The organism is Herbidospora sp. RD11066 (assembly GCF_054661255.1).
Genome location: NZ_BAAGDO010000002.1, coordinates 1,047,045 through 1,063,821, shown reverse-complemented (window position 1 = coordinate 1,063,821; position 16,777 = coordinate 1,047,045). Strand labels below are relative to the sequence as shown.

13 protein-coding genes are annotated in these 16,777 nt (G+C 72.2%); 7 read left to right on the top strand and 6 right to left on the bottom strand.

The features are described 5' to 3' along the window. Positions 1–2: 2 nt before the first annotated feature. Both ACYQ78_RS10600 and ACYQ78_RS10595 read right to left on the bottom strand, forming a co-directional pair. A complete protein-coding gene (locus ACYQ78_RS10600) occupies positions 3–206 on the bottom strand; it encodes an MbtH family protein (RefSeq protein WP_459800590.1) in 204 nt (67 codons plus the stop codon). 10 nt (positions 207–216) lie between these two features. Further along, positions 217–5,520 (bottom strand): type I polyketide synthase, encoded by a 5,304-nt coding sequence (locus tag ACYQ78_RS10595; RefSeq protein WP_459800589.1) that lies wholly within the window; start codon positions 5,518–5,520, stop codon positions 217–219. 134 nt (positions 5,521–5,654) lie between these two features. On the opposite strand from ACYQ78_RS10595, the gene ACYQ78_RS10590 reads away from it, so the two are divergent. The 3 genes from ACYQ78_RS10590 to ACYQ78_RS10580 are packed head-to-tail and all read left to right on the top strand — an operon-like array spanning position 5,655 to position 8,447. Then, positions 5,655–6,929: an MFS transporter gene (locus tag ACYQ78_RS10590; protein WP_459800588.1), complete on the top strand. Its 1,275-nt coding sequence runs from the start codon at positions 5,655–5,657 to the stop codon at positions 6,927–6,929. Next, entirely contained in the window at positions 6,910–7,710 is an 801-nt protein-coding gene (locus ACYQ78_RS10585) for an alpha/beta fold hydrolase (protein ID WP_459800587.1), read from the top strand. Before ACYQ78_RS10590 ends, ACYQ78_RS10585 begins: the two co-directional genes overlap by 20 nt. Then, on the top strand, positions 7,707–8,447 hold the full coding sequence (locus ACYQ78_RS10580; protein WP_459800586.1) for a hypothetical protein: 741 nt from the start codon (positions 7,707–7,709) through the stop codon (positions 8,445–8,447). Before ACYQ78_RS10585 ends, ACYQ78_RS10580 begins: the two co-directional genes overlap by 4 nt. Here the strand turns inward: ACYQ78_RS10580 and ACYQ78_RS10575 are convergent. Together ACYQ78_RS10575 and ACYQ78_RS10570 are read right to left on the bottom strand one after the other, a co-directional pair. Beyond that, on the bottom strand, positions 8,444–8,668 hold the full coding sequence (locus ACYQ78_RS10575) for a helix-turn-helix domain-containing protein (protein WP_459800585.1): 225 nt from the start codon (positions 8,666–8,668) through the stop codon (positions 8,444–8,446). The two genes, ACYQ78_RS10580 and ACYQ78_RS10575, sit on opposite strands and share 4 nt — an antisense overlap. Before the next feature lie 68 nt (positions 8,669–8,736). After that, positions 8,737–9,336: a TetR/AcrR family transcriptional regulator gene (locus ACYQ78_RS10570; protein WP_459800584.1), complete on the bottom strand. Its 600-nt coding sequence runs from the start codon at positions 9,334–9,336 to the stop codon at positions 8,737–8,739. 90 nt (positions 9,337–9,426) lie between these two features. Here ACYQ78_RS10570 and ACYQ78_RS10565 point away from each other — a divergent pair, with 90 nt between their 5' ends. Beyond that, the gene (locus ACYQ78_RS10565) at positions 9,427–10,107 is read left to right on the top strand and encodes an SDR family NAD(P)-dependent oxidoreductase (RefSeq protein WP_459800583.1); all 681 of its coding nucleotides are present in this window, start codon (positions 9,427–9,429) and stop codon (positions 10,105–10,107) included. 24 nt (positions 10,108–10,131) lie between these two features. Here the strand turns inward: ACYQ78_RS10565 and ACYQ78_RS10560 are convergent, their stop codons facing one another. After that, positions 10,132–13,077 carry an AfsR/SARP family transcriptional regulator gene (locus ACYQ78_RS10560; protein WP_459800582.1) on the bottom strand — a complete coding sequence of 982 codons (2,946 nt, stop codon included), beginning with the start codon at positions 13,075–13,077 and terminating at the stop codon, positions 10,132–10,134. Between the two features lie 164 nt (positions 13,078–13,241). Between ACYQ78_RS10560 and ACYQ78_RS10555 the strand changes: the two genes are divergently transcribed. Genes ACYQ78_RS10555 through ACYQ78_RS10545 form a run of 3 tightly spaced genes read left to right on the top strand, consistent with a single transcriptional unit; the run spans position 13,242 to position 15,996 of the window. Then, complete coding sequence (locus tag ACYQ78_RS10555; protein WP_459800581.1) at positions 13,242–14,267, top strand: pyridoxal-phosphate dependent enzyme; 1,026 nt, start codon at positions 13,242–13,244, stop codon at positions 14,265–14,267. Continuing rightward, a complete protein-coding gene (locus tag ACYQ78_RS10550; protein WP_459800580.1) occupies positions 14,264–15,307 on the top strand; it encodes an ornithine cyclodeaminase family protein in 1,044 nt (347 codons plus the stop codon). Before ACYQ78_RS10555 ends, ACYQ78_RS10550 begins: the two co-directional genes overlap by 4 nt. 17 nt (positions 15,308–15,324) lie before the next feature. Continuing rightward, a complete protein-coding gene (locus ACYQ78_RS10545; RefSeq protein ID WP_459800579.1) occupies positions 15,325–15,996 on the top strand; it encodes a rhomboid family intramembrane serine protease in 672 nt (223 codons plus the stop codon). 28 nt (positions 15,997–16,024) lie between these two features. On the opposite strand, the gene ACYQ78_RS10540 is transcribed toward ACYQ78_RS10545, so the two are convergent. Beyond that, on the bottom strand, positions 16,025–16,729 hold the full coding sequence (locus ACYQ78_RS10540; protein ID WP_459800578.1) for a hypothetical protein: 705 nt from the start codon (positions 16,727–16,729) through the stop codon (positions 16,025–16,027). Positions 16,730–16,777 lie beyond the last annotated feature (48 nt).

Here is a 16,777-nt window from a genome sequence, read left to right as displayed (position 1 = left end):
GCTCAGCCGCCCATCCGCTCGCGCAGGCTCTTGGGCCGCATGTCGGTCCACACCTCTTCGATGTACGACAGACAGTCGGCCTTCGGCCCGGTCCGCCCCACCTCGGACCATCCGGCGGGCACCGCCCGCTGGACCGGCCAGATGGAGTACTGCTCCTCGTGGTTGATCACGACGGTGTAGTCGCGGTCGTCGTCGTCCTCGAACAACGTGGTCTCCCTACTCCAGGGTGGCGAGGAGGGCGGCGGCCTCCTCGTCGGTCATTCCGGCGACCCGCTCGGCGAGCGTGTCCTCGATGTCGCCCGCGAGGTTGCGGACCGTCCGGCACTCGAACAGCACCGCGACCGCGAGCTCGGTCCTGAAGTGCTCGCGGATGCGGGCCACGAGCTGCACGGCGATCAGCGAGTTGCCGCCGAGGTCGAAGAAGTCGTCGTCCACGCCGACCTGGTCGACGCCGAGCGAGTCCTGCCAGAACCCCGACAGTGCGCGCTGCGAAGCGCTCGCCGGGGCGACGTACGGGGTGGCGAGGTTGCGGGCGGTGACGGCGGCGGCCCGCTGCGGGGCCTGGGCGATCTGCTCGCGGAGCGCCTCCCGGGTGACCCCGGCCGCCCGGCGCAGGCGTTCGCCCAGGCCGTCGGGGCACATGATGAGCTGCGGGAACACGCCGCTGCCGAGGATCTCCCAGAGCGCCGCCGAGCCGTCTTCCGGCTGGATGCCGAACTCCAGGTCGGCCTCGCGCAGCAGCCTGAGCTCCAGGTCCGCGGCGGCGGACGGCCCCGCGGTCAGGACGGGAGCGTCGGGGACCGCTTCGGCCTGGCCGCCCGTGTCGTAGGCCAGCAGGGTGAAGCCCTCGATCGCGACCAGTTCGCGGCCCGCGTCGTCGACGATGGTGATGTCGCTGCGGGTCATGTCGCCGGTGGTGTCGTCGCGGTGCCGGATGTGGCTGTAGACGCGGTCGGGGAAACGTCCGCGGACGACGATGCGGTCGTAGCCGAACGGGAGGAAACGGGCGTCGGCGGCGATGCTCTGGCCGAGCGCGTTGGCGCTGTCGAGCAGCGAGGGGTGCAGGCCGTAGTCGGCCGCCTCGTGCCGGAAGGCGTCGGGGAGCTCGACCAGCACCAGCTCGGCGTCGTCACCGCGCCAGCGGCCCCGGATGTTGTCCCAGTGGGCGCCGACGGTCAGGCCGCCGATCACCGGGTCGTACGCCGGGGTGTCCTCGCGGTCGCAGAGGATCTTCAGCATGCCCAGGTCGTGGGTCGGCGCCGGTTCGGCCGGGGCGCGGCGGACCCTGGCCCGGGTGTACTCGTTCTGCTCGGGGCCCTCTTCGGCGTCGCCGACGCTGACGTGGAAGCCGCCCTCGCCGTCCGGCCGGTAGACGACGCGGATGTTGCGGGTGTGCTCGAACGTCAGCGGGCGCATGAAGATCACGTCGCGGATCTCGGCGTCGGCGACGCCGGTGCCCAGCTCGAACCCGGCGCGGATGATCTCCACCAGGCCGGTGCCGGGCATCGTGGGCAGGCCCTGGAGACGGTGCTCGTCGACCGTCCAGTCGGCCTCCGTCAGCCGTTTCACGAACACGATCTCGTCGGAGTAGAGCTGGTGGAGGCGGCTGTCGAGCAGCGGGTGCTCGACCGGCTCGTAGCGGTCGCCACGCTCGAAGTCGGTCAGGACCGCCGGGGCGTACGTGTCGTGCGCCATCCCGATGTTGAACCAGATCGGCCAGTTGATCGACAGGACCCGCGTGGGGCCGTTCGCCTTGGCGTGCGCGTAGGCGTCCATGACCGCGTTGGCGGCGCAGTAGTCACCGAGACCGAAGTCGCCCGAGATGACCGCGATGGACGAGTAGAGCACCAGCAGGTCGAGGGAGTCGCCGAAGACCTCCTCGATGGCGTACAGGCCACCGACCTTGGGGGCGAAGACCTGGGCGGCGTCCAGCGGGGAACGGGTCTCCAGCATGCCGCCACCGGACACACCGGCCGCGTGGAAGACCCCGTTGACCGGCCCGAACCGCTCCTCCGCCTGCCGCCGCACCTCCCGGACCGCCTCGACATCGGCGACATCGGCGGCCACCACGAGCGCGCTGTCTCCCAGCTCTTGTACGACCTGAGCCCGATCCTCGGTCAACCCGCGTCGCCCGACGAGCACCACCTTCGCGTCGACCTTGGAGACCAGGTCTCGTGCCAGCACCAGACCGAGCCCGCCGAGTCCGCCGGTGATGACATAGACCCCGCCCTCGCGCAGTCCCGTGCCGGCTCCCGAAGCGTTGAGGTCGACCTGGTCGTAGCCCCAGACCCAGCGCTTGCGGCCCCGGTAGGAGACCTGATCCTCTTCCTGGGCCGTGATCTCAGCGGTGAGTCTCTGGGCGTCGGCGGCGGCGTTCCCGGTGCCGGAGAAGTCGACGGCCCGGCAGGTGACGCCGGTCAGTTCCTTCGGCACCAGCTTGAGCAGGCCGAGCAGCGCCGACTTGGCGGGCTCGACCGGATCACTTCCGGATACGTCGTTCATGTCGGTCGTGACCAGCACGAGGTCGGCCTCGGCCCCGCTCCGGCGCCGGGCGATGGCCTGAAGGAGGCTCAGAACGCTGTAGAACCCCAGGTCAAGCCAGCCTTGCGGCCCATCGGCGGAGTCGGCCGCCGACAGGGCGTGCACGATCATCAACCGTTCGCCGGACACCTTCGCCAAAGTGTCGGTGATGTCATCCTGAGGCCCTGCGGAGATCACCGGCAGTCCGGCCGCACGACGGTGCTTCACCAGTTCCTCGGCCACACCATGACCGGGCGAGAACACGATCCACGTCCGCTCGTCGGCGGGCGCCGGAGCGGGTAGTGGCGTCTCCCGCCACACCGGCACGTAGTAGGGCCCGGTGTCCACCGGCCCCGCCGTCTGGGGAGCGGAGCCCGGGTCGGGCTCGGCCCAGCAGCGCTGCTTCTCGTACGGATACGCCGGCAGCGGGATCCGCGACCGCTCCTCGCCCGCCCAGAACCGGTCCCAGTCGAGCGCACCGGCCGCCTGCCACACCTGCCCCACGGCGGTCAGCAGGGCCGCGACGTCGGAGGTGCGCTGCTGCGGATGCCGCATCGCGGGCACCACCAGCCCCGCCATCTCGGCGTCAAGCCGACGCCGTGCCAGCGTGGTCAGCGTCGTCCCCGGCCCGACCTCGACCAGCACCCGGCGGCGCCCCTCGGTCAGCACCGCCACCGCGTCGCCGAAGCGCACACATCGGCGCAGGTGCTCGCTCCAGTAGGCCGGATCGGTCGCCTGCTCGGCGGTGATCCAGGTCCCCGTCACGTTGGAGATGTAGGGCAGTTCCGGAGCGCGGGGGCCGATGGCGGCGACGGCGGCGCTGAACTCGTCCAGGATCGGATCCATCATCGCCGAGTGGAACGCGTGCGAGGTGTGCAGCGGACGGCCCTCGACGCCCTGGAGCGACAGCACGGCGCGCAGCTCCGCGATCTCGTCGTCGGGCCCGGAGACCACGCACAGGTCGGGCGCGTTGACGGCGGCCAGGTCCAGTTGCGGGGTGAGGAGGGGCGTGAGCAGCTCCTCGGTCAGTGGCACCGCCAGCATCGAGCCGCGCGGCAGCGCCTGCATCAGCGCGCCCCGCGCGAGCACGAGCCTCATCGCCTCGTCGCGGGTGAACACCCCGGCGAGGGTCGCGGCGACGTACTCGCCGATGCTGTGCCCGACCATCGCGGCCGGTTCCAGCCCCCACGAGCGGAGCAGCGTCGCCAGCGCGAACTCGACCGCGAAGACCGCGGGCTGGGTGACGGACGTCTCACTGAGGCCCTCGCCGCCCCAGAGCTTCTCCCGCAGGTCCCACTCGGTGACGAGCGAGGCCAGCGCGTCGATCTCGGCGCGGAAGACCGGCTCGGTGTCGTAGAGGTCCCGGCCCATCCCGGCGTACTGCGCGCCCTGCCCGGGGAACAGGAACGCGATCTCGCGCGCCCCGCCGCGCGGCGGAGTGAGCGCCGGGTTCGATGCCGCGACCCCGGCGACCAGTCGTTCGGCGGCGGCGCCCGGATCGTCGGCGACGACGAACCCGCGCACCGCCCGCGCGGTGCGGCCGACGCTCAGCGTGTGGGCGGCGTCGGCGAGGTCGCCGGGTCGCTCCTCCAGATGCCGCCCGACCTGCGCCCCGAGCTCGGTCAGCGCCGTGGGCGTGCGGGCGGCGAGCGGAATGAGCCGGTACGGCCCCTCCGACGACGCCGCAGGCCGGGTCGGCCCCTCCTCGACGATCATGTGCGCGTTGGTGCCGCCCACGCCGAACGAGCTGACCCCGGCCACCAGCGGATGCCCGTTCCGCTTCCACGGCGCGAGCTCGCTGTTGACGTAGAACGGCGACGACGCGAAGTCGATCGCCGGGTTCGGCTCCTCGTAGTTGAGGCTGGCCGGAAGGGCGTGCCGCGACAGGCACAGCACGGTCTTGATCAGCCCGGTCACCCCGGCCGCCGCGCCGAGGTGGCCGACGTTCGACTTCACCGAGGCGATCGGGATCTCTCCCGTCTTCCGGGTGAACGCCCTGAAGGCCTCGGTGAGCGCGTTGACCTCGATCGGGTCGCCGACGAGGGTTCCGGTGCCGTGGGCCTCGACGTAGCCGATGTCGTCGGCGCTCACCCCGGCCCGCGCGAGCGCGTCGGTGATCACCCGGACCTGGCCCTGCACGCTGGGCGCCGCGAACGCGCCCTTCGCCGAGCCGTCGTTGTTGATGGCCGAGCCCCGGATGACCGCGTGGATCGTGTCGCGGTCGGCGAGGGCGTCGTCCAGCCGCTTCAGCACGACGATGCCGACGCCGCTGCCGAAGATCGTGCCCTTGGCCTTGGCGTCGAAGACGCGCGCGTGGCCGTCGGGGGAGAAGATGCCGCCGTCCTCGTAGAAGTAGCCCGACACCTTGGGCAGCGGCTCGTCCACGCCGCCCGCGATGGCGATCTCGCACTCGCCCGCCAGCAGCGAGCGGATCGCGGTGTGCACCGCGACGAGCGAGGTGGAGCAGGCGGTCAGCGTCGTCAGGGCGGGGCCGCGCAGGCCCAGGCGGTAGGCGGTCTGGGTGGCGACGTAGTCGCTGGTGTTGGACAGGTCGATGGCGAAGTGGCCCATCAGCCTGATCGCGTCGCTGTTGCGGATGACGTTCAGCTCGCGGTAGCGGTTGATGCCGACCCCGCCGAACGTGCCGATCCGGCCCTCGTAGCGCGCCGGGTCGTAGCCCGCGTGCTGGAGCGCCGCGTCGGAGGCCTCCAGGAAGCGGCGGTGCTGGGGGTCGAGGATCTCGGCCTCGCGGGTCGACATGCCGAAGTAGGCCGGCTCGAAGTCCTCCGTGCCGGGTGCGATCGGCGCGGCCCGCACGTAGTTGGGGAAGGCCAGCAGGTCGTCGGGCGTGCCCGCGGCGCGCAGCTCGTCGTCGGTGAAGAACGTGATCGATTCGACCCCGGCCACCAGGTTCTGCCAGAACTCTTCGATGTCGTGCGCACCGGGGAACCGCCCGGCCATGCCGACGATCGCGATGTGATGTCTGGTCGTGTCTTCCACGTGCGCTCCTGATGTGATCATCCGGGCACCGGCAAGGACCAGGCTGGGAGACGCCGCGAGCAGGGGCAAGGCCGTTGGCGACAAGTCGCCAGCGCCGTTGACGGGCGGGTGCGCGGCGCGGTCCGCTGGCGACCGTGGTGACCTCTCCGATCACGTCCCATCGGCTCGGCCGCCGGTTCTGGCTGCTCTGGACCGGCTTCCTGGTCGCCAACCTCGGGACCGGCATCGGCTCGGTGGCCTTCCCCTGGCTGGCCACCTCGCTCACCCGCGACCCCATGCTGATCGCCCTGATCGGCGTCGCCGCCGACCTGCCGTGGCTGCTGCTGAGCCTCCCGATCGGCGCCATCGTCGACCGCGCGGACCACCGCCGCGTCCTGGCGGTCACCCACTGGGGCCGGGCCGTCCTGGTCGGCGCCGTAGCGGCGGCCCTCTACACGGGGCACATGGTTCTTCCGGTCCTGTACGTCGTCGCGTTCGCCCTCGGCACCCTCACCGTCGCCAACGAGAACGCGGCCCAGACGATCCTGCCGAGCCTGGTGAGCAGGCGTCAGCTCCAGCGGGCCAACGCCCGCCTCACCGTGGCCGACACGGTGGCCGGGGTCTTCGTCGGCCCGTGGGTCGGCGGCCTGCTCGTCGGCGTCGCGCTCGCCATCCCGTTCACTGTGGACGCGGGCCTGTTCCTGCTGTCGGGCCTGCTGGTCTCCCTGCTCCCGGTCGCCCGCGCCGAGATCCCCGACGACCCGCGTCCGATGCGCGCCCAGGTCGCCGAAGGGTTGCGGTTCTTCTGGGACCACCGCCCGCTGCGCGCCCTCGGCCTGCTGCTGTCGGCGCTGAACGTGGCCGGAGCCATCGCCATCGCGACCCAGGTGCTGTTCGCGCAGGAGATCCTCGGTCTGTCCGCCCTCCAGTACGGCCTGCTGTTCATGGTCGGCGCCGTCGGCGGCATGGTCGGCGCCCAGGCCACGCCGTGGCTGGAGACCCGGCTGGGCCCGAGAAAGGTCCTGCTCCTGTCGCTGGCCGGAAGCGCGCTGGCGCTGACCGTCGTCGGCTTCGCCAGCAGCGGGATCGTGGTCGCCCTGGCCCTGTCGGTGAGCGCCGGGCTGGGCCTGGCCTGGAACATCATCACCATCAGCTACCGCCAGCGGATCGTCCCGGAACGGCTCCTCGGCCGCGTGAACAGCATCTACCGCCTGATCTCCTGGGGCCCGCTCCCGCTGGGCGCGGCGGTCGGCGGCCTGCTGGTGACCGTGGGGGAGAGCGTCGGCGGCAGCCGCGAGTTCGGCCTGCGCACGCCCGTTTTGGTGGGCGCCGCCATGATCGTCATACTTTTCGTCATCGCGATCACCCGCCTCGACACGGGCCTCTGGAGCAAGACGGGGAGCATGGACGATGCCGACGACGAGCAGTAACGGAATCACCCTGGCCTACGAGCGGCACGGGGACCCCTCCGGCCCGCCGGTGTTGCTGATCAACCCGGCGGCGTCGTCGTCGGGGATGTGGTCGCTCCACCAGGTCCCCGCGCTCGTCGAGGCCGGCCACCACGTGATCACCTTCGACAGCCGGGGCACCGCGCCGTCGTCGTGCCCGCCCGGACCCTGGGACCTGTCCGACTTCGCCGACGACACGGCCGGTCTGATCGGGTCGCTCGGCCTCGGCCCGGTCGCGGTCGCCGGGGCCTCGCTGGGCGCGATGGTCGCCCAGGAGCTGGCCCTCGCGCATCCGTCGCTGGTCAGCGGCATCGCCCTGCTCGGCACCCGCGCCCGTGGTGACTTCTTCCGCGAGAAGATGACCGCCGCGAGCGCCGCCCGGGTCCGTTCGGCGGCCGGTGACCCGGTCGCGATGATGATCCAGCTCTTCTCCGCCCGCACCCTCGCCGACGAACCCGTCGCCGCCGACTGGTTCGACCTGATGTCCGCCTTCCCCGTACGAGGTGAGGGCCCCGCCCTGCAATACGAGGCCACCGTCGCGGGCGACCGCCGCAAGGCCCTGACCGGCATCACCTGCCCGGCCCTGGTGGTCGCCTTCGCCGAAGACCTGCTGATGCCCCCGTTCATGGGCCGCGAGGTGGCGGAGGCGATCCCCGGGGCGACGTACACGGAGATCCCCGGCTGCGGCCACTACGGCTTCCTGGAACGCCCGGCGCTGGTCAACCGGGTGCTGGTGGAGTTCCTCAAGCGCCTCCCCGCATGATCGGGAAGCTGCTCGCCGCGCTGCTGACCGTCACCACCCTGGCCGCCTGCAGCGGGGAAGGCGACATCCACCCGCCACCCGACGGCCCCTGGCCCCAGACCCTCAGGGCGACGGTGGAGATCTGCGGCGAGGGCGACATCTGCCCGCCCCGGGAACAGATCGAAGAGACGATGCGGAACCTGCCCCATGTGGTGGACGTCCGCTTCGACGCGGAACATCCCGGCACCCCGCCGAACGGAGCCAGCTACAACCTGGAGCTCGCCCCCGGCCTGGACGTGGTGGCGACGCGCCGCAGCCTGGCGGCGGTGCCCGGCCTCTCCGCCGTCCGAGTGGAGCGGACCTCCTTCTGGCACGACAAGGCCGACGTCACGATCCTGGTCTGCCCGGCCAGGAACAACAACACCTTCCCCTGCGACGACCGGGGCCAGGTGACCGACGACGAACGCCGCTCCATCGAGGCGAAGCTGCGCACCCTGACCGGCGTCAGAGCGATCTACTTCGAACCGGCCGACCACCGCCGGGAGGTCTACGCCCGTATGGAGAAGTGCCCCCGCCTGAGGCCCGGACCGATCGGCGCCGCCTACCACCTCGCGCTCGACCCGGGAAGGCTCGCGTCGGAGTACATCCACGACCTGCGCGGCCTGCCCGCCGTCTTCGACGTCATGGACACCCACGAGGTCAACGCCTACGACAGCAACCAGGTGGAACGCTGGCGCCCCCAGGACTGCCTGGCCTAGACCCAGCCCCGCCGGTTGGCCTCCGCCCCGGCCTGGAAGCGGCTCTGCACGCCCATGTGGTCGAGCAGTTCGGACACCCGGCGGCTGTACGTTCGGGCGGAGATGCCCAGGCGGTTGCTCGCGGCCTGGTCGGTGGCGCCGCTGAGGAGTTGGACGAGGACCAGTCGAAGGTGCTCGGGAAGGGGTCTGCCGGCGAATTCACGAGGGTACAAGTGGCCCATACGGCGTACCGTATGCGCGCTGATCACCCATGTCCTCTACGTTCGCTCTCGCCCCGCTCTCACCACTTTCAGAGGATCGGCCACGCGCGGAGAGCGGCGTCGGCCAGCGCCTGGAGTTCCTCGCGGCAGACCCCGGTCGCGGCCGAGACGGCGATGCCGTAGGCCAGCGTCGTGACATAGCGGGCCAGCAGCCCCGGGTCGCACTCCGCGGGCAGTTCCCCCTCGTCGACCGCCCGCTGGAAGCGTGCCCTGACCTGGGCGTAGCCGTTCTGCCGCCAGGCGATGAGCAGGTCGCGGACCGCCTGCCCGGCGTCGCCGACGGCCAATGCGCCCTGAACGCCCATGCACCCGTGGGGGTTGTCCGGCTGGGTGGTCGTCCGGACGGTCCCGGCCAGGATCGCCGTGGCGGTGCCGAGAGCGGTCGGCTCGGCGAGGGCCTCGACCAGGTAGGCGCTCGGCACGTCGGTATAGCGCTCCAGCGCGCGGCGGAACAGCTCCTCCTTGTTGCCGAAGGCGGCGTACATGCTGGTGGTGGAGATGCCCATCGCCTGGGTCAGCGTGGCGAGGCTGGCCCCCTCGTAGCCGTGCTCCCAGAAGACCAGCATGGCCCGATCGAGCGCCGCGTCGGCGTCGAAGCCGCGCGGACGCCCGCCCTGTTTCGTCTCCACCCCCTCACCCTACCGCTTCCGCATCGATCGCTACAGAAGTGCTACAGTCCAGTTCTGTAGCGATCGCTACAGAACCCTGAAGGGGAACCCATGACCATCACGCTGATCACCGGGGCCAACAAGGGCATCGGCTTCGAGACGGCCAGACAACTGCTGGAGCTGGGCCACGTCGTCTACATCGGCGCCCGCGACGCCGAGCGGGGCGAGAAGGCCGCGGCGGAGCTCGGCGCGAGATTCGTCCAGCTGGACGTGACCGACGACGCGTCCGTGCGCGAAGCACTGGCGGCGATCGACGCGGCCGAGGGCAGGCTCGACGTCCTGGTCCACAACGCGGGCATCCTCGAATACGCGACCCTCGACGGCCCGACCGCGCTCCGCGTCTTCGACACCAACGCGGTCGGCATCGTGCGCGTCACCGAAGCGGCGCTGCCCCTGCTGCGCAGGTCGGCGAACCCGGCCGTGGTGACCGTGTCGAGCAGCGCCGGGTCGTTCTGGGCGGTGACCAACCCCGACCGGCCGGAGTTCCACCTGACGACCGCGCTCTACTCCGCCTCCAAGGCCGCGGCCACCATGCTCACCCTCCAGTACGCCAAAGCGCACCCGGGCATCAGGTTCAACGCCCTGGAACCCGGCTTCACCGCCACCGACCTGACCAAGGACTTCGGCGGCGGCCGGTCACCGGAGGAGAGTGCCGCAACCGTGGTCAGACTGGCGACCCTCGACGGCCCGACCGGGACCTTCTCCGACGAAAACGGTGAACTGCCTTGGTAGAGCCCGGCATGCCTTAATGGTCGGTCAGAGTTCGTCGATGGCCTGTTTGGTGCGGGCCTCCCACAACGCCACTCCAATATCGGCCCACAGCCGGGCCGCCTGGTCGAGGCAGTCGCGGGCCCGCACCCGTTCGCCCTCCTCGGCATATCGGACGCCGAGGTGGTGAAGTGTGAGTGCACGCCCATACCGATCCCCGGTCGCGACGAAGATCTCCAGAGAGCGGGCCAGGGCCCGTCGGGCCGCATCTTTGTCACCGAGAGCGCCGTGCAACGCGCCGAGCTGGACCAGGGTGAAGCCCTCGCCGACGTCGTGTTCGCAGGCCCGCAGCTCCTCCAGGCTGCGGCGCAGCGGCGGGCCCGCCGCCTCCAGGTCGCCCTTGGCCAGGTGCAGGGCGCCGATGCACCGGTCGGAGATCGCCACGCCGACCCGGTCGCCGAGTTCGGTGTAGCCGTCGCGGCAGCGGCGGTAGCAGTCGAGCGCCTCGTCGTACCGGCCGAGATCGGTGTGGACGATGCCGAGGGCGCGCAGGGTGCGGATGACGCCGGCCTGGTCGTCCAGATCGGTGAAGACCGCCAGTGAGCGGCGCAGCGCCCGGAGCGCGGTGCCGAGCCGGCCGACGCGGCCGTAGGCGAGCCCGGCCAGGACCTTCGCGTGCGCGGCGAAACCGAGCAGGCCCAGGTCGGTGAAGATGGTCGCGGCGCCCTCGGCGCACTCCAGCGCCTCGGGATAGCGGTCGAGTTCCAGGTAGTGCTCGCCCAGGGACCGCAGCAGGTGGGCCTCGCCGCGCCGGTTCCCGGCCCGGCGGACGGTGTCGAGGGCGTGCTTGTTGACGCTCAGCCAGACGTCCACATACCAGCGGACCTCCAGGAAGCGGCTGACGCAGCAGCACAGTTCCCACGCCAGTTCGTCGAGGCCGCGGGCGCAGACCTGGGCGCAGATCGCCACGAGGGCCTGGCGTTCGGCCTCGAACCACGCCAGCGGGTCGGCGGTCAGCCGGGCCAGTTCCGCCTCCGGGAGCGGCACACGCGGGGAGGTGCCCCAGGCCAGCGGCGAGCCGCCCCGGGGGAGGCCCGCCTGGGCGTGTTCGGCGATGAACAGGAACCGGCCGAAGACCCGGCCGAGCGCGATGTCGAGCGACTCGCGCGACTCCTCGGCCAGGGCGCGGTCACGGGCGTACAGGCGGAGGAGGTCGTGCATGCGGTAGCGGATCGCGCCGGTGTCCTCGTCGACGTGGGCGACGTCGACCAGGCGGGCCTCGACCAGGGTCTCCAGCAGTTCCTCGCCCCGGCAGTCGGGCAGGTCGAGGAGCGGCCCGGCCACCCATCCGGCGAAGGTCGGCGCGGCCAGCATGCCGAGCAGGCGGAACAGCCGGGCGGCGTCCTCGTCGATGCCCTCGTAGCTGAGGGCGACGCTGGCGCGCACCCCGATGTCCCCGGCGTGCAGGGTGTCGAGGCGGCTGCGCTCGTCGGCGAGCAGGTCGAGCAGCCGCGACAGCCGCCAGTGCGGACGGCCGCGCATCCGCGCCCCGGCCACCCGGATCGCCAGCGGCAACCGGCCGCACAGGCCCACGATGCGCCGGGCCTCCTCGCCACGCGCGGCCCGGTCGGGGCCGACGGTCTGCACGAGCAGGTCGACGGCCTCGTCCTCGGTCAGCACGTCCAGGTCGAAGGAGCGGGCGTTCTCCAGGCCGCCGAACCGGCGCCGCCCGGTGACGACGACCGCGCTGCCCAGCCCGCCCGGCAGCAGCGGCCGGATCTGCGCCTCACCCGCGGCGTTGTCGAGCACGAGCAGCACGCGGCGGTCGGCCATGTGGGCGCGGTAGAGGGCGCTGCGCTCGGAGATGTCGGCCGCGTCGCTCCCGGCCGAGGGCCCGTCCTCGTCTTCGACGCCGAGGCGGTGGAGCAGCCGGGCCAGCACGACGGAGGTGTCGGCCGGGCAGTTGCCGAGCCCGCGCAGGTCGACGAAGAACTGGCCGTCGGGGAACCGTTCCTGCACCCGGTGGGCGACGTGCACGGCCAGCGCCGTCTTGCCCGTACCGGCCCGCCCCGAGACCACCGCGACCGCCGGCACCGGACCCGGGTCCGACAGCAGCGCGGCCATCTCCTCCACGACGGCGGCGCGCCCGGTGAACCCGGCGATGTCGGGCGGCAGCTCGCGCGGCCGCTGCGGCCGGGTGGCCTGCACGGGGCCCGGCGGCGCGGACCGGTCCAGGCGCGGGGACGACGTGAGGATGTCGCGGTGCAGGTCGCGCAGCGGGCGCTGCGGTTCGACGCCCAGTTCGGCGACGATCAGGCGGTGGCCCTCCCGGTAGGTCTCCAGCGCCTCGGCCTGGCGTTCCGACCGGTAGAGGGCGAGCATGAGCAGGCCGCGCAGCCGCTCGTTGAACGGCGACCTGGCCACCCAGTCCTGGAGTTCGGGCACCACGTCTCGGTGGCGGCCCAGCGTGAGGGCGGCCTCCATGCGCTCCTCGACGGCCAGCAGCCGCAGCTCCTCCAGTCCGGCGGCGGCGGATCGTACAGAGGGAACCCCCACGTCACTGAAGGCGGGCCCGCGCCAGAGCGACAGCGACTCGGCCAGCAGATCGGCCGCCGCGGCGGTGCCGCCTTCGGTCAGCAGCGCCTTGGCCCGGCCCACGCCGTCTTCGAAACGGGCGAAGTCGAGGGCGGCCCGCTCGGCCCGCAGCACGTAGCCGCCCGGCCGGGTGACCAGCTCGGCACCTGCGGAGGGGTCGGCCGCGCCGCTGTTGAGCAGGGTGCGCAGCCGCCACACCCGGGTCTGGACCTGGCCGAGCGCGGTGTCCGGCGGCTCCTCCCACAGGGCGTCGATCAGCTCGCGTACCGGCACCACCCGTCCCACGTTCAGTAACAGGACGGCGAGGAGCGCACGCTGCGTACCCCCACCTGGGGAGCGGACGCGGCCGTCGACGACGACCTCCAGCGGCCCGAGCGCACCGAACGCTATGCGACTCACGTGATCAATTACTGACGAATCGCGACCGAAAAGGGAAGAGTTCGCGACAAAGTGACGCTCAGTGTCAACCTTCGTCAGAAACGTGAGTCATCACTGGCGACAACTCGCCACCGCTCTTCCCGATCTCCGCCCCGGCCCCGATCCTGCCGGTGGAGGGACGCGCCATGACGACGACCGCGCAGGAGGTGCTCCGCTCGGCGATCCCCGGCACCCCCGTCGTCGTCGCGGAGGTCTCGGTCCGCGGGCGTACGCACGAGGTGCTGCTGAAGCTGGAGAGCGGCAACCCGACCGGCTCCATCAAGGACCGGACGGCCGCCGGACTCCTGATGGCCCTGGACGCCGAGAGCCCGCTGCGGCCCGGCATGGTCGTGGTCGAATCGACCTCGGGCAACCTGGGCCTCGCGCTGGCCCGGCTGCTGACCAGGCTCGACTGCCGGTTCATCGCCGTCGTCGACCCCAACACCCCGCGCGCCACCCGCCGCACCATCGCCGCCGCCGGGGGAGAGCTGCACGAGGTCACCGAGCCCGACGGCCGAGGCGGCTACCTCCTCACCCGGCTGAGAGAAGTGCGCCGCATCCTGGACGCCAACCCCGGCCACCGCTGGACCGACCAGTACCACAACCCCGCCAACCCGAAGATCCACCAGGAGACGACCGGCCCGGAGATCGCCGCCCACCCCGGCCTCGACACCGTCTACGTCGCCGTCTCCACCGGCGGCACCCTCGCGGGCGTGGCCGCCCACCTCCACGGACTCGGCCGGGGCATCGATGTCGTGGCCGTCGACGCCGTCGGCTCGCTCGCCACCGGCGCGTCGGCGGGCCCCCGCCTGATCAGCGGCATCGGCGCCAGCCGCCCCTCGGCGTTCCTGACCCCCGGCAGTTACGACCGCGCGCACCGGGTGCCCGACGCCGAGGCGACGGCGGCCTGCCGCCTGTTCCGCACCGACACCGGCATGGCGCTCGGCGGCTCCAGCGGCAGCGTCGTGGCGGCCTGCCTGCGCGACCTGCTCGCCCCGCACCCGCCCCGCCGCCCGCTGTGCCTGTGCCCCGACTCGGGCGTCGCCTACGCCGACACCCTCTACGACGACCGCTGGCTCACCGCGCACGGACTGATCGGCCCCACCACCGCCGCCGAGGCCCGGTTCCGCGCCGACGGCGTCCGCTTCCACCTGGAAGGCGCCTACGCATGACGCTGTTCACCGAGTACCCCGCCACCGAGCTGCGTTACCTGCCGCGCGCCACCGTCATCGAGTGCTGCGCCGAGATCGACCTGCCCGCCGTCGTCGAGGACGCCCTGGTCAGGCACGGCTCCGGCCAGACGATCCTCCCCGAGGAGGCCTACCTCGGCTGGCAGACCGGAAAGGGCGATCCGGCCCGTGCGCTCGCCATGCCCGGCGCGCTCCGCGACGGCGACACCCTCACGCTCGGCCTGAAGACGATCAACGCCAGCCTGGGCAACCCCGCCCTCGGCCTGGCCCGCTCGCAGGGCCTGCTGATGATGTTCGACCCCGACATCGCCTGGCCCCGCACGATCATGGAATCGGCCTACCTGAGCGCGATGCGCACCGCCGCCGTCACCGCCGTCAGCGCCCGCCTGCTGGGCCGCCCCGGCCTCTCCAGCGCCGCCGTCGTCGGCTGCGGCACCCTCGCCAAAGCACACCTGGCGCTGCTCCCCGTCGACAACGTCGTCCTGTACGACCTGGACCAGGCCCGCGCCAACGCCTTGGCCGACGCCGTGGCCGACGACCTCGACGTGAGCGTGGCCGCCGACGCCGAGTCGTGCGTGCGCGACCGCGACCTGGTCATCACCGTCACCACCGTGACCGAGGGCTGGCTGCCGATGGCCTGGCTGTCCCCGGGCGCGCTGGTCGCCCACGTCTCCCTCGACGACGTGCTCCCCGACGTCGTCACCGGCGCCGACCTGGTCGTCGTGGACGACTGGGACCTGGTCAGCCAGGACCCCCGCCGCCTGCTCGGCCGCATGTACCGCTCGGGCGAACTGCTCGCCCCCGACGGCACCACCCGCCCCGGCGTCACCGCGCGGGACCACGCCCGCCCGGTCGACACCACCCTCGGCGCGCTGCTCACCGGCGCCCACCCCGGCCGCGCCCACCCCGACGACGTCGTCCTCAGCAACCCGTTCGGCATGTCCGTCCTGGACATCGCCCTCGGCCGCGCCGTCGAGGACGTCGCCCTGCGCAACGACGCCGGCCTCCGCCTCCCCATGTAGCCCCGTCAGGAGAAGCCATGACCGACACGAACGTGGCCACCCGCCTCCGCCACCCCGCCACGACCGCCCTGATCGCCGTCAACGTCCTCATCGCCCTGGTCGCCAGCGTGCTGATCGCCGCCGCCGACGGCTTCGACCCCGGCCTGATCCTCCTCGACGGCGTCAGCCCGCTGCACGAATGGGGCGAGATGAGCGGCGCGGCCGTCGACGACGGGGAGTACTGGCGGCTCGTCACGACCCTGTTCCTGCACTACGGCCTGCTCCACCTGCTGGCCAACATGATCATGCTCTGGGTCGCCGCCCGCATCCTGGAACCGGCGGTGGGCACCACCGACTTCCTCATCACCTACGGGCTGTCGGGCCTGGCCGCCAGCGTGGCCGTCTACTACACCGCCCACGACGTGCTGACCGCCGGCGCGTCGGGCGCCGTCTTCGGCCTGTTCTCCGCCCTGCTGGTGGTCAGCATCCAGCGCAAACTCGCGCTCTGGGTCCCGCTGATCCTCCTCGCCTTCGGCATCGTCACCACCTTCGCCCTGCCCGGCATGTCGGTCGCGGCCCACGCGGGCGGCCTCGTGGCCGGGGCCGTCTCGGGAGCCGCGATCGTGTACGCGGGCCGCCTGCGCACCCCCATCCTGATCACCGTGTTCGCCCTGCTGATCCTGCTGGTGGCGCTGGCCCGCCTCGTCTGAGGTCAAGCCCTGTGACGTGCGGCGTCGGCTACGGCGGTCGCATGAGGTCGAGGTCGTCGCCCCAGGCGTCCAGCACCGCGCCGTGCCCCGCCCTCCGGGCCGCCGCCTCGACCTGGGCGAAGAGCCGCTGCTGCGCGAGCGCGTCGCCGGTGGCCGAGATGTGGCCGACGGCCTCCAGCAGCGCGGCGGTGTCCCAGCCGGGCAGCGGATATCGGGCGAGTTCCCAGGTCAGGTACTTGTTGTAGGGGCGGGGACGGCCGTCGAGGGCGAACAGCGCCTCCAGCAGGAAGCGGATGCCGTCGGCGGCGTCGAGGCGGGCGGCGAGCGCGTGCCCGTCGCGGTCGTTCTTGACCGAGCGGTAGAGGGAGTTGGCGTAGGCGTCGAGCCACTGACCGGCCTCATCGGGGCCGACCCGCGCGATGGCCGCCAAGACGCCGGCGATGCCTCCGTCGAGCCGGTCGAGCACGACCCGGGCGCGGGCCAGGGCGTACCGCTCGAAGGCGGGCACCTCCCGGAACTCGGCGAGGGACAGGACGACGAGGTCGAGGTAGGGCGAGCGGTGGCCCGTGAACCGGACGAGATCCGTGGTCGCACCGTCGGCGACGACGACGTAGAGGTCGTGGTCGGAATGCTCGGTGACCATGTCGTCGTGGGCGTGGGAGCCCTTGAGGACGAGACCGACGACGGCCGGGTCGGCGGTGGCGAGGTCGACGAAAGCGGCATAGGTGAGCATCGGGCGGCCTCCGGTTGGGGAGGTTCTGTGTGGAGACTGAGCAGTTCC

Excerpts from the sequence above, each read along its gene's own strand:
- ACYQ78_RS10575 (WP_459800585.1), bottom strand. The coding sequence starts at position 8,668 with ATGGGCCACTTGTACCCTCGTGAATTCGCCGGCAGACCCCTTCCCGAG.
- ACYQ78_RS10565 (WP_459800583.1), top strand. The coding sequence starts at position 9,427 with ATGACCATCACGCTGATCACCGGGGCCAACAAGGGCATCGGCTTCGAG.
- ACYQ78_RS10540 (WP_459800578.1), bottom strand. The coding sequence starts at position 16,729 with ATGCTCACCTATGCCGCTTTCGTCGACCTCGCCACCGCCGACCCGGCC.
- ACYQ78_RS10555 (WP_459800581.1), top strand. The coding sequence starts at position 13,242 with ATGACGACGACCGCGCAGGAGGTGCTCCGCTCGGCGATCCCCGGCACC.
- ACYQ78_RS10550 (WP_459800580.1), top strand. The coding sequence starts at position 14,264 with ATGACGCTGTTCACCGAGTACCCCGCCACCGAGCTGCGTTACCTGCCG.
- ACYQ78_RS10585 (WP_459800587.1), top strand. The coding sequence starts at position 6,910 with ATGCCGACGACGAGCAGTAACGGAATCACCCTGGCCTACGAGCGGCAC.
- ACYQ78_RS10580 (WP_459800586.1), top strand. The coding sequence starts at position 7,707 with ATGATCGGGAAGCTGCTCGCCGCGCTGCTGACCGTCACCACCCTGGCC.
- ACYQ78_RS10545 (WP_459800579.1), top strand. The coding sequence starts at position 15,325 with ATGACCGACACGAACGTGGCCACCCGCCTCCGCCACCCCGCCACGACC.